Below are 15,541 nucleotides of genomic sequence, written 5' to 3'. Positions count from 1 at the left end.
AGTGGCGCGTCAGTCGTCGCGCGTGAAGCGGAAATGATCGCGGATCCGCAGGTTGAAGAAGCGCCCCTTCGACGTCGCCCGCTTCATCGCCGCCGCCAGCCGCGCGGGCACCCCATAATAATGGTAGAGCCGCCCGCTCACGAACCGCACGTCGAGCCGCTCGGCCGGCGCGTCATAGGCGAAGGTCTGGATGACGGAGGACATGTGGGGGAAACGCGCGGGGACCGCTCTCGTTTCCTATCGTCACCCCGGACCAAATCCAGCATGATGACGAGATAACGGCTAGCCGAGCATAGCTGCAACTGTCGCAGTCACCGCCACGCTAAAGAGCTGAAATGTCCAAAACGCGAAAGGTTTGCCGCGCCTCGTTAGAGGTGGCCTGCTACCCGGCACCTTGCCCACTGCGAGATTCAAGCCGACCGAAATCACTCCAAGCGCGATTAGAATGTATCGGCCTTCTTCGTTGGACACCTCAATCCGCCGCCGCCGGGCTGCCCACTGCGGTCAGGCGCACGGCCTCGCGGCCGGGAAGGCCGGGGAAGCGTGGCCACAGGCCTTGGGCCATTGCGGTAAGGCTGGTCGGCAGGACGCCGGCCTGGCGCTGGTACATCCAGTAGTTGCGCAGGACGATCGCGACATAAGCGCGGGTCTCGGCGAAGGGGATGCTTTCGATGAAAAGGAGCGGGTCGGCCAGGTTGCGGCCGCGCGCATTCCAGTTCGCAACCGAACCGGGGCCGGCATTATAGGCGGCGATCACCTTGGGCAGCAGGCCGCCCGTATTGCCGCTGTCGGCGAGTTCGCGAAGATAGGCCTGGCCGAGTTCGATGCTCTGCGCGGGCGTGCCGAGCGTGTCGGCGTCGATCGTGCGGCCCTGATGCCGGGCGACCATCTGCGCGGTGGCGGGCATGAGCTGCATCACGCCGCGCGCGCCGGCGGGGCTGGTGGCGTCCGCCTTGAACTGCGATTCCTGCAGCGCGTGGGCGAAGATCAAAGCCTTGTCGACCTGCCAGCCGCTGACCGGTGCCCAGCCGGGCATCGGATAGCGGCACGCGGCCGAGAGGACCGATCCCGCCGGCCCGTTCTGCGCGAGCCAGATCTGGGTTTCGGGCAGATCTAGCCGGTTGGCGAGATGGACCAAAGATTCATGATCCTGCGCGCGGCCGATCCGCGCCTGATGGCGCAGCATCTGATCGGCGAGCGCATTTTCGCCGATTTCGGCGAGCGCGGTCGCGCGCACGACATTGGGGATCGCGCCGATCGCGGCCCAATCGTTCGCGGTCAGCCGCGGCTGGATGTCGGCGCGCGCGGCCATGCCGAGCTGTCCCTGCGCGAGGAGGCCGTAGAAGGTCTCCTTCATCCGCGCGGCAGAGCGCAGGCGCGGCTCGACCCGGTCGGGGCGGCCGCAGGCCATGTCGGCACGGGCGGTCCAGTACAGACCGGCCGCCATCGTCTCGCTGTCGCGCGCCTGGCTACCCACGTGGTCGAAGGCGATTGCGGCGGCGTTGCAATTGCCTGAACGCCACGCCGCGAGGCCATTCACCCACGCGGCCTGCACGCCCCAGTCGGCAAGGCTCGATCCCTGCGCCTGCGTCGCGACACGCATCGCAGAGGCGTCGTCGCCGGTCTGATAATAGCTCCAGGCGACGCGCTGCAGCCATTCCGCCTGTGCCTCGGGCGACAGCTCGGTGAGTCGCGATGTGACGAGCGCCTCGGCGGCGGTCGGCTGATCGGCCCGAAGGAGAGGCGTGACGCCCTGTGAGAGCTGGGCTGCGGCGCGGTCGCTGCGGATCGCGCGGGCGGCCGATCGCTTCGACGGGCCGGCGAGGCGGACGAGATCGCGCGGAAGCGGGAGGGTGGGCGTGCTCAGCCGTCGTTGCGTTGCGATCCGCGCGACGGCCTGCGCCTCGGGCAGATCGGGCGCTGCGACGAGCAAGGCGGAGAGCGCGTCGTCAGTAACCTTAGGCGAACCCTTGGCGATCAGCAGTTCGGCGCGCGCCACGTGGCTCAGCGGGCCGGCGGGGTTCGCGCCGATGCCGGCGTCGGCCGTCGACCAGTCACCGCTGCGGATCGCGGCGAAGACATTGCGCCACGCGGTGCGCTGTTCGGCGGTCAGAACCGAGGGGAGGGCGATCGTGGTCGCGCTCAGGGTCGCCGCGGCGGGGATGTCCACGCCCTCTGCGTGGGTGATTGTGGGGGCGACGATCAGCGCGGCGGCGAGGAGGGCGGAGCGGAGCTTCATTGGCCGAGTATCTTCATCAGTAGCTGCAAGTCCGCCCAGGCATGCGCCTTGTGCGCGGGGTGCCGGAGCAGGTGGCGGGGGTGGAAGGTCGCGATGACGCGGGTCGCGCCGCCGTCGAGTTCGACGTCGTGGACGCGGCCGCGCGCCTCGATCGTGTTCTTGCCGAGCAACGCGCGCGCCGGCTGATCGCCGAACAGCAGCAGCGCGCGGGGGCGGGCGAGCGCAACATGGCGCCGCGCGATCTCGGTAAGCTCGTGGGCGAGCGCCGCATCGACCTGTCCCGCGATCGGGCGGGCGGGCGCCATCGCGGCGAGGTAAATCGACGCACGGTCTCGGCCGATCGCGGCCATCATCCGATCGAACAGGCGGCCGATCTCACCGGCCATCAGCTGTCCCGCCTCGGCATCGCCGGGCTCGGGCTGATCGACCATCATCATCACGCCCGATGCGATGTCGCCGGCGGGCGCGATGCGGCCGGTGGGGGGCAGGCTGATCGCATCGCTAGTCGCGAGCCACGCCCGCAACGCATCGAGGCTGTCGGGAAGGGCGGCCGGAGCGGGGGGCGGGGCTGAAGCCGGTGCGATCTGCTTGGTTGCCGCCACCGGCGCAGCCTTCACCGGTGCTGCAAGCCAGTCGCGTGGGACATCTTCGACGAAGCAATCCACCCCTGCTTCGCGCCACCACGCGAAGAGGGCGGCCACAGGCGCCGCAGTGTCGATATTTCCCCCCGTTTCCACGCAAACAGTAAAGGAATGGGTTGACGGCGGCGTCAATTCGCGGGCAGCGGCTTTCGGCTATGACGTTCGTCGGTTGCGACGACCGGAGACTGGGCAGAGTTTCGAGGGGTATTGAGATGTCCGAACGCGAATCCATGACGTACGACGTCGTGATCGTGGGAGCAGGTCCGGCAGGCCTGGCCGCTGCGATCCGGCTGAAGCAGCTCGCCAATGAAGCGGGTGCGGAAATCGGCGTTTGCGTTCTGGAAAAAGGGTCCGAAGTCGGCGCACACATCCTGTCGGGCGCGGTGATCGACCCGATCGCCCTCGACGAACTTCTGCCCGACTGGCGCGACGACAGCTCGACCCCGCTGACGGTGCCGGTGACGGAGAATCTCCACTGGGTGCTGACCAAGAACGGCCAGTTCTCGGTCCCGCACATCATCCAGCCCCCCTTCATGAACAACAAGGGCACCTACACCGCGTCGCTCGGCAATGTCTGTCGCTGGCTCGCCTCGCAGGCCGAGAATCTGGGCGTCGAGATATTCCCGGGCTTCGCCGCGGCCGAAATCCTCTACAATGACGATGGGTCGGTGAAGGGCGTCGCGACCGGCGACATGGGCATCGCGCGCGATGGCAGCCACAAGCCCGATTACATGCCCGGCATGGAGCTCCACGCAAAATATACCTTTTTTGCAGAAGGTGTTCGCGGCCATCTTTCGAAGATGCTCAAAGGTAAGTTCGACCTCGAGGCGAACAGCCAGCCGCAGACGTTCGGCATCGGCATCAAGGAATTGTGGGACATCGATCCCGAAAAGCATGTTCCGGGCCGCGTGATCCACACGCAGGGCTGGCCGCTGACCGAGGAAGTGGGCGGCGGCTTCCTCTATCATCAGGCGAACAACCAGGTCGCGCTCGGCTTCGTGGTGGGCCTCGGCTACAAGAACCCGCACGTCTATCCGTTCGAGGAATTTCAGCGCTGGAAGACCCACCCGAAGATCCGCGAAATCCTGGAGGGCGGTCGCCGCGTATCCTATGGCGCACGTGCGATCAACGAGGGCGGCTGGCAGTCGGTGCCCAAACTCACCTTCCCGGGCGGCGCGCTGATCGGCTGTTCGGCGGGCTTCGTGAACGTGCCGCGCATCAAGGGCAGCCACACGGCGATGAAGTCGGGCATGCTGGCGGCCGAAGCTGCCTTCGCTGCGGTGCAGGCAGGTCGCGAGGGCGACGAGATCACGGCCTATCCGGAGGCTTTGGAGGCCAGCTGGGTCGCCAAGGAATTGAAGCTCGTCCGCAATGTCGAGCCGATGGTCGCCAAGTTCGGCGCGCTGGCGGGCACGATCCTGGGCGGCGCCGACATGTGGATGCGCTATCTGGGCCTCGGCCTGCCGTTCACGATGAAGCACCACAAGGATAATGAGGACATGTGGCGCGCCGATATCGCGCCCAAGATCGATTATCCCAAGCCCGACGGGAAGATCAGCTTCGATCGCCTCTCCTCGGTGTTCCTGTCGAGCACCAATCATGAGGAGGATCAGCCGGTCCACCTGCAGCTGAAGGATGCGACGATCCCGATCGACATCAACCTGCCCTGGTATGACGCGCCCGAGCAGCGTTATTGCCCGGCGGGCGTGTACGAGATCGTCGGTCGCGACATCGGCAAGCCCGCGCTGCAGATCAACGCGCAGAACTGCGTCCACTGCAAGACGTGCGACATCAAGGATCCCACCCAGAACATCAACTGGGTGACGCCCGAGGGCGGCGGCGGACCCAATTATCCGAACATGTGACGCAACAGGCGGGCCGGGGGGAAACTTCCGGCCCGCTTTTCTTTGAGGCTCGCGCGTCGCTTACATCCACGACCCGGCAGGCAGGCCGTGGCAGATTGCCACTGACAGTCCAACGATGAGAGGGTGGGAATGGCGGCTATCAATCTCGTGCTGGCCGCTGCGGCGATCGCGCTGCCCGAACCCATCGACATGTCGTCCTGGTTGAGTGCGGCGGATTATCCCAAGCATTCGGAGGTCGTCGCCGAGCGCGGTTATGTCATCTACCAGCTGACCGTTTCGCCGGAAGGGCGGGTGGTCCGGTGCGATACGCTGCAGCGGTCCACGATCGGTCTTTCGGTTTGCAACGCACTCGAGGCGCGCGCAACGTTCAAGCCGGCGACCGACAAGGCGGGGCAGCCCATCTTCGCGATCTACGAGAATATGAAGGCGTTTCGCTTGGAAGGTCTGAACATGCCGCCGCGTCCCCTGAAAGCTGGATCGATACTCACCCTCGATCGCATGCCGGCCGGTGTGTCTGACCCGTTCGACGTCAAGCTGGCCCTTTTGGTCGATGCCGCTGGAAAGGTGATCGATTGCCGACCCGTTGAGGATAGCAGCAACGGGAACGATGCCGCCAGCGTCCTGAACAGGTTGGCGTGCGCTGAAACGGTTGTGGATCCGCGCCAGAGCGCCCAGGATTCGCAGGGCAAGTCTGTGGTATCCGTGCAAAGCATCACCGTCCGTTTTCAAACGAAGGCCGTCGCTTCGGATTGATCGAAGCCGCCTCATTCAGCTTGTCGCAAGCCGCTGGCAGTTAGTCGCAGACTCGCTGTAGCTTGTTGCCTTGCGTATTCGGGGTGTTCGACGATGAAAAAGATGCTGATCGGTGCGATGGCGAGTGTTGCCATGTTGGCGGGTGCGGCGGCTCCGGCCGAAGCTGGCCCATGGGGACCGCGCGGTTATTGGGGCGGACCGCGTTATGGCGGCGGCTATTATCGGCGCGGCGGCGGCGATGCTTTCGGCAATTTCCTGCTCGGCGCGGTGATCGCGGGTGGCGCGGTCGCGCTTGCGACCTCGGCCGGCCGGAACCGCGATCGTGACGCGCGCCCCGAAGTCCGTTCGAACGGCCGTTTCGACCTGAACGCAGCGGGCGAGGATGCGCGCGAGGTCGCTTCGATCTGCTCCGATGCCGCCGAGACGATGGCGCGCGGGCGCGTGCTGGGTGTCGACTCGGTCGGCCGCGACGGTGATGGCTGGCGGGTCGAGGGTGTCGTCGATGCCGATCGCGGACAGCGTCATTTCTCGTGCGGCGCGCGCGCTGGCGCGGTCGATTTCGTCCAGTTCGCCGAACGCTGATTCCTGCCGTTCGGGGAACAGTTTACTTCTAAGCCGCCGAATTAACCGCTAGGGCCGACCCATGGTCGTCGCTCTCGATCCGAACCCGCGTCCGCTCGATCATCTGGCGACGATGGGCGCGCGTGGAGCGCCCGCGCTCGCCGACAAGGCGGGTAGGATCGACCATGCGACGCTCGATCGCATCGTCGGGGCCATCGCGGCCAATCTATTGGCGCAGGGGCTCGTCGCGGGCGATCGGGTGGCGAGCTGGGCTGCGAAAAGCCGGCTGACCTGCCTGCTGCCGCTTGCGGCGGCGCGGGCGGGGCTGATCCATGTTCCGATCAACCCTTTGCTCAAGCATCCGCAGGTCGCGCATATCCTGACGGACAGCGGCGCGCGCCTGCTGATTGCGGGCAAGGGTCGTGCCGACACGCTCGAACCCGGCGACCGTCCCGACGGTTGCGCGCTGTTGGTCGAGGAGATCGAGGGCGCCGCCTTGCTCAAAGGCGACGGGCTGGGGCCGTCGGGCGCCGATCCCGACACGTTGGTGGCGATCCTCTACACTTCGGGATCGACCGGGCGACCCAAGGGCGTGATGCTCAGCCATGCCAACCTGTGGCTCGGCGCGATCTCGGTGGCGCACTATCTCAAACTCGAAGCCGACGACCGCACCCTGTGCGCGCTGCCGTTCAGCTTCGATTACGGTCAGAATCAGCTGCTCTCGACATGGGCGGCGGGGGGCAGTGTCGTCCCCCTCGATTATCTCACGCCACGCGATGTGGTGAAGGCGGTCGAACGCTATGACATCACGACGCTAGCGGGCGTGCCGCCGCTCTGGGTGCAGTTGGCCGAAGCCAACTGGCCGGAGGGGGCGATCGCGCCGCTGCGCCGTCTCACCAACACCGGTGGGCGGATGAGCGTGCCGTTGGTGCGCCGGCTGCGCGCGCTGTTTCCGCAAGCCGATCTCTATTCGATGTACGGGCTCACGGAAGCTTTCCGGTCGACATACCTCGATCCCGCGCTGATCGATGCTCATCCGGATTCGATCGGGTCCGCGATCCCCTTTGCCGAAATCCTCGTCGTCGATGCTGACGGTGCGGTGGCGAAGGATGGCGAACCGGGTGAACTCGTCCACGCCGGGCCACTCGTCGCTAAAGGCTATTGGCAGGATGCGACGCGCACGGCCGAGCGTTTCCGTCCCGCACCGACGGCGTCGCATGAGCGTGGTGTGGCGGTCTGGTCGGGCGACACGGTGATGCGTGACGCGGATGGGCTGATCCGCTTTGTCGGGCGTGATGATGAGATGATAAAAACGTCTGGTAATCGATTGAGTCCAACAGAAATCGAGGAGGCAGCGGTTGCCAGCGGCGCGGTGGCAGAAGCCGTCGCGATCGGGGTGCCCGACGATCGACTGGGGCAAGCGATCCTGCTGTTTGCGCGCGGCGAAGGTGATGATGCCGACGCGCGGCTGGCGGAGCATTTCAAGCGCAACCTGCCCGGCTTCATGCAGCCGCGCGAAGTGCGGTGGCGGGACGATCTGCCGCGCAATGCCAATGGCAAGCTCGACCGCGCTGCGCTTAAGCGCGAGGCGCTGACATGAAACCAACGGGTCCCATTCCGGAAGCGTTCGCGTCGGCCGATCAGCTGATGATCGGTGGGAAGAATGTTTTAGAACTGGCTGATATAGCTGGCGATACGCCATTCTTTGCATATGACATCGGACTGATCCGGCATCGGGTCGCGCGCTTCCGCGCGGCCTTCCCGCAGGTCGCGCTCCACTATGCGGTAAAGGCAAATCCGCATCGACCGCTGGTGCGTGCGATCGCGGCGATGGTCGACGGGATCGACGTAGCGTCGGAAGGGGAGGCGCGGATCGCGCTCGATGCGGGGATGGCATCGCGCGACATTTCGTTCGCCGGTCCCGGCAAGCGCGAGCGCGAACTCGAAACCGCGATCCGTGCGGGCATCACGATCAACCTTGAATCCGAAGGCGAGGCGGAGCGCGCGCTCGCGATCGGTGACCGGCTTGCCATCCGTCCGCGGCTGGCGGTGCGGGTCAATCCCGACTTCGATCTCAAGGGGTCGGGGATGAAGATGGGTGGCGGCGCCAAGCCGTTCGGGATCGATGCGGAGCGCGTTCCGGCGTTGATCGGCCGGATTGTTGCGGCGGGCGCCGACTATAGCGGCCTCCACATATTCGCCGGGTCGCAGGCGCTGATGGTGGATGCGATCGTCGAGGCGCAGGTATCGGCACTCGCGCTCGCGGCGGGTCTCAGCAATGAAGCGCAAGTCCTTCCACCACTTGTCAATCTTGGCGGCGGCTTCGGCGTTCCCTATTTTGCCGGGGACAAGCCGCTCGACATCGAGGCGATCGGCATCGCGCTCGCCGAAGCCCTTGCTGCGCGCGATCCGATCCTGGCCGACACGGCATTCGCGATCGAACTGGGGCGGTGGATCGTTGCCGAGGCGGGGGTCTATCTGACGCGGGTGGTCGATCGGAAGGTCAGCCATGGCGAGACCTTCCTCGTCGTCGACGGCGGGCTGCACCATCAACTCGCCGCCAGCGGCAATTTCGGCACGGTTGTTCGCCGTAATTATCCGATAGCCAACGCTGCGCGCATCGCCGCACCGGTCGAGGAAGAGGTGAGTGTCGTCGGATGCCTGTGCACCCCGCTCGACCTGCTCGGAAACCGTGTCGGCCTGCCGCGAACCGAGGTGGGTGACGTGATCGCGATCTTCATGGCGGGCGCTTATGGTGCGAGTGCGAGCCCGCAATCGTTTCTGGGACATCCGCCGCCGGTTGAATTAACCATAGACGGCGGGGAAATCCTGTGATTCTTAGGTGCAACTGCGCACATAAGGGAAGCGTTCACATCTTCATGGCATGATTTCGCCATCATGTTGGGCGATGGGTCGCTTGGCGGAGGTATTTGTATGGTTTTGTGTCGGTCGCTTGTTGGGGGACTTAGCGGCTTTGCGCTGGTGCTGGGCATGGCCGTTCCGGCCGTGGCCGCAGAGCCGGCCAAGGAATTGCCGCCCGCGCCGTTCGTGTCGTCCAGCGCCACGCCCGGTGAGGATTATGCGATCGGCCCGCTCGACGCGCTGACCGTCTTCGTGTGGCGCAACCCGGAACTCGGCGCATCGGTGCAGGTGCGTCCCGACGGGCGCATCACCCTGCCGCTGATCACCGACATGGTCGCCGTCGGCAAGACGCCGACCAAGCTGGCCGATGACATCCGCGACGCGCTGTCGACCTACATCAAGGATCCGATCGTATCGGTCATCATCAACAGTTTCTCGGGCACCTATTCGCAGCAGATCCGCATCGTCGGTGCGGCGGAAAAGCCTGCTTCGGTGCCCTATCGTGCCGAAATGACGCTGCTCGACGCGATGATCGCGGTCGGCGGGCTTTCGGAATATGCGGCGGGCAACCGTGCGCGCCTCGTTCGGCACAATGTGGCGACCGGCAAGCAGGACGAATATAAGCTGAAGATCGACAGCCTGATCAAGCGCGGCGACATCAAGGCCAACGTCAAGCTGATGCCCGGCGATGTGATCATCATTCCCGAGAGCGCATTCTAATGCGGCTTTCTGCCATGGCCGTGGGGGCGGTGTAGGTTCGATGGAAGCCGTCTATACCGAAATCCGGATAGCGCTGTTCGCGATCTGGCGCCTGCGCTGGCTGGCGATCGTGGTCGCGTGGGGCATCTGTCTGGTAGGGTGGGCGTTCGTGATGCGGATCCCGGCGTCGTTCGAAAGCGCGACCCGCATATCGGTGCAGACCAGTTCGCGGCTGACCGGCCAGATCGGCATCGACGACAGTGATCGGCAGAAGGATATGGAACGGGTCCGGCAATCGCTGACGTCGACGGAGACGCTCAAGCGCGTCGTCGCCAATGTCTCGAACGGCGAACGCGCGCTGACCTCGGCGGAATCGCTCCCGCTGATCGGTGCGCTGCGGTCGGGCATCTCGATCACCGCGAACGGCGACAATCTGCTCGAGATCAAGACCCGCGTCGGCCTGAAGGACTTTTCGGATCGCGAGACCGCCTTCATCGTCCGTAACGTGACGCAGCAGCTCGTCGATATCTTCGTGCAGGAAAATATCCTGGGCTCGCGCGATGAAAGCCAGCAGGCACTGGCGTTTCTCGATCAGGAACTGGCGCGGCGTGCCAAGGAACTCGCCAATGTCGATCGTCAGCGTGCTTCGCTGGCGCAACGCACGATGGGCAATCTGCCGGGCAGCGGTTCGCTCGAACAGCGGATGGAGTTGGCACGCAACGAACTATCGAACGTCGAATCCAACCTGATGTCGGCGCAGAGCGCGCTGGCCGCGATGAACGGGCAGCTGGCGGCGACACCGGCGAGCATTCCGGTCGCGGGCGCCCCGGGTGGCGGATCGACCGAGCAGCGGATCGCAATGCTCGAGGGCCAGCTGTCGGATGCGGCCGCGCGCGGCTGGACCGATCGGCATCCCGACGTGATCGCGATCAAGGCCCAGCTTTCGCAGGCTCGCGCAGAGCAGCGGCGCGGCGGATCGGTCTCGGGGCCGATGACGCCCAACCCCGTCTATGTCTCGATCAAGTCGATGCAGGCCGAGCGGCAGGGCAATGTCGCGATGTATTCGGCGCGCAAGGCGCAGCTTCAGGCCGATATGCAGCAGATCGCCACGCGCCAGATCACCGCACCCGACGAAGAGGTGACGAGCCAGAAGCTCGACCGTGACTACACGGTGTTGCGCGATCAGTATAACAAGCTGCTCGCCGACCGCGAAAATGCCAAGCTGCGCGCGGATGCGACGGGGAAGAGCGACAAGGTCGCCTTCCGCGTGATCGATCGCCCGTCCTTCCCGACCAAACCGGCCGCGCCGAACCGGCCGATGCTGCTGGCGGGCGTGTTGATCGCAGGGCTTATGCTCGGTTCGGGTGTCGCCTTCGCCAAGAGCCAGCTGTCGAACAGCTATACGACCACCCAGCAACTCGCGAAGGCGAGCGGCCTGCCGGTGCTCGGCGCGATTTCCGAAGTCGTCACCGTCGAGACGCGCGCGGCCAAGCGTCAGCAACTGATCTGGTTCTCCTCCGCGGCGGGGGCTTTGACCGGCGTGTTTGGCCTGCTTCTGCTGGTCGAATTCGTTAAACGTCTGATGATAAGCTGATCTGGCATGGATGATCAGGTTCCCGATAAGACCCCCAAGAAAGGCCGTCGCCGTGGCGGGTCGCTGATCGAGCGCGCAGGTTCGGTCTACGACTTCGAGGGGATTCTGCGCGCACGCATCTTCGTGCCGCCCACGGGGGAGCCGACGCCGATCATCGATATGGCGCCGGCCCAGCCGGCGTTCGATCCGTTCAAGCCCGCGCCGGCGCCCGAACTGCCGCCTGCGCCGCCGCCGCTGATCGAAACGCAGGCGCCACCGCCGGTCGCGCTGGCCGGAAGCGGCGGGGCAGGGGCAATGCCGCCCGCCGTCTCGTCGCAGGCCGCCGCCGAACCGGCGGCGCTGCCCGCGCCCGACATCATCTACAAGACCGCCAAGGTCGATCGCGCGGCATTGATCGAACAGGGCTTCATCATGCCCGACGCGGCGATCACCGCGCTCGCCGAGGAGTTTCGCATCGTCAAGCGGACGCTGCTCCTCAACGCGATCGGGCCGACGGCTTTGCCCAAGGGGCGGCGCCTGCTCATCTGTTCGGCACAGGCGAACGAGGGCAAGACCTTCTGCGCCGTCAACCTTGCGCTCTCGATGGCGAACGAGCGCGATATCGAAGTGCTGCTGGTCGACGGCGACTTCGCCAAGCCGACCGTGCTTTCGACGTTGGGCATCGAAGGGCCGGTCGGCCTGATGGATGCGCTCGCCGATCCCGACATCGACGTCGAGACGCTGGTGATCAAGACCGATGTCGGCAGCCTCGCCGTTTTGCCCTCGGGCAAATATACCAACGAGGCGACCGAGCTGATTGCGGCCGATCGCACCCGTCATGTGCTGGATCGCCTGGCGTCCAAGCCCAACCGCATCGTCCTGTTCGATAGCCCGCCTGCGCTCGCGGCGTCGCCGGCGTCGGTGCTGGCCTATCATGTCGGGCAGGTGCTGCTGGTCGTCCAGGCCGATCGTACCGGCGAGGCGGAGTTGCGCGACGCGACTTTGCTGCTGGGCGGCTGCGAGGAGATCCAGCTCCTGCTCAACAAGGTCCGTTTCTCGCCCAGCTCGCGCCGCTTCGGCAGCTATTACGGGTATGAAGCGCCGCGATGAGCGCGCTCGCTTCGGGGGCGATGCGGAGGTTCCTTGTGGGCCTCGCGCTCTGTGTCGCTGTCGCGGCCGGCGACGGCGCGCGCGCGCAGAGCGTCGATACCGGAGGATTGCCCAGCGCGGGAAATCAGCGTTCGGGACGGCTGAAATTCACGCCCTATATCGACGTGCGGGAGTTCGCGCAGGGCGCGATCAAGGGCGACGAGGAAACCGTCACCTATGCCGAGGCTGTCGCTGGCGTCGGCGCCGAATATAATACGCGGCGTGTCGCATCGAGCCTGTTCTACAGCTATACCCGCCGCATCAAGCAGAAGGGCGATATCGCACGATCGGGATCGCATAACGGCGTCGCGCGGGCCACCATCAAGCTGATTCCCGACGTGTCTGCGCTCGATGTCGGCGCGATCGCGACCTATACGCGCGTCAATCCGTCGGGCGCAGCGCCACTGGGCAATATCGGCAATGCCGACAATATCACGCAGGTCTATGGCGGTTTCATCCAGCCATCGGTCGCCACGCATGTCGGCGAACTCAATGTCGCGTCCACCTACCGCTTCAGCTACGTGAAGACCGGCAATTCGACGAAGGGCGTGCCGATCACGCCGGGTTTCGATCGCTTCACCGATTCAACCAGCCATCTCGCGACGGCTCAGATGGGTATGGATCGCGGCACGCTGCCTTTCAGCTGGACGTTGAGCACGCAATATAGCCGCGAGGATTCGGGGCAGCTCAAAGAACGCTTCGAAAATTACAATGCTATCCTCGAGGGGCGGCTGCCGATCACGGAGACGATCGCGATCGTCAGCAGCGGCGGCTATGAAAGCTCCAAGAGCACCAGGGATTCGACGCTGGTCGATGCGAACGGGTTTCCGATCCTCGATTCCGATGGCCGATCGCAGCCCGATCCCTCCCATCCGCGCGTCCTTACTTATGATGTGTCGGGTTTCGTGGCCGACGGTGGCCTGATCTGGTCACCCAGCCGGCGCACCCATGTCGAGGCGCGTGCCGGCTATCGCTATGGCGGTTTCACCGTCAGCGGGCTTGTCGAGATGAAGCCGAATGCGCGCTCGTCGCTGGCGCTGGTGGTGTTCGACCGGCTCGAAAGCTTTGCGCGCGGCATCAGCAGCGGGCTCGCCGGTGCACCCGTTCAACTTCAGGAGCCCGACGATCTGGGCGGCAGCACGCCGTACAGCCAGTGCGTGTTCGGCAAGAATGCTGGCACCGGCAGCTGTCTGGGCGGCACGCTGGGATCGTCCGCGTCGACGATGTACCGCACGCGCGGCATGAACTTCGTCTATGGTTATACGATGCGCCAGACCACGCTCAATCTGGGCGGCGGTTATTCGCGGCGCACCTATCAGGACGATCCCACGTTACAGGTTTCGCTGGACGGCGTGGTCGACCAGACCGTCTTCGTCACCGGCGGGCTCAATCATGCCTTGTCGGCTAAATCCTCGGTCGACTTTTCTTTTACCGGCAACCTGTTTATTAACGGACAGGTCGGCGCTCCCGATGTTCAGTCGATCGTTCTGAACTGGGGATATTCGCGGATTTTGGGTAGGAGCTTGATCGCTTCGGCCTCGGTCAGCGCAGAAGCCGCGAAGCGGGAAGGGGATGCGGCCGAAATCTTGGGGCGTGCACAGCTTGGCGTACGATACAATTTCTAACGCGATCCGCACTGGCCTGAGGGGGGTCCACCATGGATCATGATCCTTATGGTCTGACGGACAGGCCGTTTCAGCTCACACCCGATCCGCGTTTCTATTTCGATAGCGCGACGCATCGCAAGGCGATGACCTATCTCGGTTATGGCCTTGCCCAGGGCGAAGGCTTCATCGTCGTGACGGGTGAGGTCGGCACCGGCAAGACGATGCTGGTCGGCCGCCTGATGGGCGCCATCGACAAATCACGCCTGACCGCGGTCAACCTCGTCTCCACCCAGTTGGAGGGTGAGGATATCCTGCGGATCGTCGCGCTATCGCTCGGCGTCCAGAGCGATGGGATGGCGAAGGGCCAGATCCTCGCGCGCATCGAACGCTTCCTTCACGAACAGGCGCGGGGCGGCAAGCGCACCCTCCTGATCGTCGACGAAGCGCAGAATCTGCCGATCACCGCGCTCGAAGAGCTGCGGATGCTGTCGAACTTCCAGTTCGGCGGGCAGGCGCTGCTTCAGATATTCCTGCTCGGTCAGCCCGAATTTCGCGAGGCGCTGGCCCAGCCGCGCTTCGAGCAGTTGCGCCAGCGCGTGATCGCGACCCATCACCTGACGGCGATGCTGGTCGACGAAACCGGCCCCTATATCATGCACCGCCTCGCCTGCGCGGGATGGAAGGGCGCTCCGCGCTTTACCGCAGAGGCATTTGCCGCGATGCACCGCCTGTCGGGCGGCGTGCCGCGCCGGCTCAACATGCTGGCGGCGCGCGTGCTGCTGCAGGGCGCGATCGAACAGCTCGTCGATATCGATATCGATGTGATCGAGGATGTCGCCGCCGATCTCGCGTCCGAAAGCATCATGCCGGCCGAGAACGGATCACCCGAAGGCCAGCCTCAGCCCTTCCAGTATAATCCAACCCCTGTGACCCCTGCCGCCTGGATCGAACCGCAGCAGCCGGCGCCTGTGCCTCCGCCGGCGGCGCCGGTCATCGCACCGGCGCCTGCCGTGGCGCCCGTGATGGCACCCGTCGCCGCGCCCGCGCCGGCACCTGCACCCAACATTTCCTACAGCGCGACGCCGCAGCCTTTCGTGCCGCCCGCTTATGTCGAGCCGTCCTACGACATGGACGCGCCCGCGCCATCCGCGCCACCTTACGACCTTGGCGGATTTTCGATGCCGGAACAGGCGCCGCCGCCGCCGATCACGCAGCCGCCGCGCTATGATGGTGACGTGCCGCAGCCGGTTGCGCCAGTCGCGGCACCAGCTCGTCCACCGGAGCCCGTCGCACCAATCGCGCCCGAGCGTCCGCCACTGCGCGCGGTGGAAGATGTTCCGCCACCCGTGGCTGCGCCGGCTCCCGATTATGCGACGCCCGATTATGGGGTGGCCAAGGCGACACCGCCGGCCGAAAGCGAAGCCCTTCGCGATATTGCCGCGCGCAACGCCGAGCTCGAGGCGCGTCTGGCTGATCAAGAAGCGATCCTGCGCCGCACGCTTTCGCTGCTGGTCGAGCTGGTCGAGACCAAGGACCAGGGGCCGGGCGGTGGCAGCGGTGGCGCGAATGGAAGCCAGGACGCGGCTTGAAAC

The 15,541-nt window shown here is 65.3% G+C and carries 13 protein-coding genes; 10 read left to right on the top strand and 3 right to left on the bottom strand.

From position 1 onward, the window contains the following. Positions 1-9 precede the first annotated feature (9 nt). The 3 genes from FYJ91_RS03055 to FYJ91_RS03045 all read right to left on the bottom strand — a co-directional run bounded on the left by FYJ91_RS03055 (position 10) and on the right by FYJ91_RS03045 (position 2,940). A complete protein-coding gene (locus FYJ91_RS03055; RefSeq protein WP_127742716.1) occupies positions 10-204 on the bottom strand; it encodes a KTSC domain-containing protein in 195 nt (64 codons plus the stop codon). A 268-nt stretch (positions 205-472) separates the two neighbouring features. Beyond that, positions 473-2,239: a lytic transglycosylase domain-containing protein gene (locus FYJ91_RS03050; RefSeq protein WP_149520792.1), complete on the bottom strand. Its 1,767-nt coding sequence runs from the start codon at positions 2,237-2,239 to the stop codon at positions 473-475. Further along, a complete protein-coding gene (locus FYJ91_RS03045) occupies positions 2,236-2,940 on the bottom strand; it encodes a uracil-DNA glycosylase family protein (RefSeq protein ID WP_149520791.1) in 705 nt (234 codons plus the stop codon). Before FYJ91_RS03045 ends, FYJ91_RS03050 begins: the two co-directional genes overlap by 4 nt. A gap of 152 nt (positions 2,941-3,092) precedes the next feature. On the opposite strand from FYJ91_RS03045, the gene FYJ91_RS03040 reads away from it, so the two are divergent. From FYJ91_RS03040 to FYJ91_RS02995, 10 genes are all read left to right on the top strand, one after another. Beyond that, a complete protein-coding gene (locus FYJ91_RS03040) occupies positions 3,093-4,745 on the top strand; it encodes an electron transfer flavoprotein-ubiquinone oxidoreductase (RefSeq protein ID WP_149520790.1) in 1,653 nt (550 codons plus the stop codon). A 147-nt stretch (positions 4,746-4,892) separates the two neighbouring features. Further along, the gene (locus FYJ91_RS03035; RefSeq protein ID WP_181008317.1) at positions 4,893-5,498 is read left to right on the top strand and encodes an energy transducer TonB; all 606 of its coding nucleotides are present in this window, start codon (positions 4,893-4,895) and stop codon (positions 5,496-5,498) included. Between the two features lie 93 nt (positions 5,499-5,591). Beyond that, positions 5,592-6,080, top strand: a complete 489-nt coding sequence (locus FYJ91_RS03030; RefSeq protein WP_149520788.1) for a hypothetical protein — start codon at positions 5,592-5,594, stop codon at positions 6,078-6,080. 61 nt (positions 6,081-6,141) lie between these two features. Then, on the top strand, positions 6,142-7,659 hold the full coding sequence (locus FYJ91_RS03025; RefSeq protein WP_149520787.1) for an acyl-CoA ligase (AMP-forming), exosortase A system-associated: 1,518 nt from the start codon (positions 6,142-6,144) through the stop codon (positions 7,657-7,659). After that, positions 7,656-8,894: a pyridoxal-dependent decarboxylase, exosortase A system-associated gene (locus FYJ91_RS03020; protein WP_149520786.1), complete on the top strand. Its 1,239-nt coding sequence runs from the start codon at positions 7,656-7,658 to the stop codon at positions 8,892-8,894. Before FYJ91_RS03025 ends, FYJ91_RS03020 begins: the two co-directional genes overlap by 4 nt. Before the next feature lie 156 nt (positions 8,895-9,050). After that, on the top strand, positions 9,051-9,641 hold the full coding sequence (locus FYJ91_RS03015) for an XrtA/PEP-CTERM system exopolysaccharide export protein (protein WP_246152462.1): 591 nt from the start codon (positions 9,051-9,053) through the stop codon (positions 9,639-9,641). A 40-nt stretch (positions 9,642-9,681) separates the two neighbouring features. Further along, entirely contained in the window at positions 9,682-11,214 is a 1,533-nt protein-coding gene (locus FYJ91_RS03010; RefSeq protein ID WP_149520784.1) for an XrtA system polysaccharide chain length determinant, read from the top strand. A gap of 6 nt (positions 11,215-11,220) precedes the next feature. Next, positions 11,221-12,303 (top strand): AAA family ATPase, encoded by a 1,083-nt coding sequence (locus FYJ91_RS03005; protein ID WP_149520783.1) that lies wholly within the window; start codon positions 11,221-11,223, stop codon positions 12,301-12,303. After that, the gene (locus FYJ91_RS03000) at positions 12,300-13,967 is read left to right on the top strand and encodes a porin family protein (RefSeq protein ID WP_149520782.1); all 1,668 of its coding nucleotides are present in this window, start codon (positions 12,300-12,302) and stop codon (positions 13,965-13,967) included. Before FYJ91_RS03005 ends, FYJ91_RS03000 begins: the two co-directional genes overlap by 4 nt. 32 nt (positions 13,968-13,999) lie before the next feature. Further along, positions 14,000-15,538, top strand: coding sequence for an XrtA/PEP-CTERM system-associated ATPase (locus FYJ91_RS02995; protein WP_149520781.1), 1,539 nt, complete (start codon positions 14,000-14,002; stop codon positions 15,536-15,538). Positions 15,539-15,541: the final 3 nt, after the last annotated feature.

It is taken from the genome of Sphingomonas montanisoli (assembly GCF_008274695.1).
Lineage (GTDB): Bacteria > Pseudomonadota > Alphaproteobacteria > Sphingomonadales > Sphingomonadaceae > Rhizorhabdus > Rhizorhabdus montanisoli.
The sequence above is the reverse complement of the archived record's forward strand: the minus strand, read 5'-3'. Positions and strand labels throughout refer to the sequence as shown.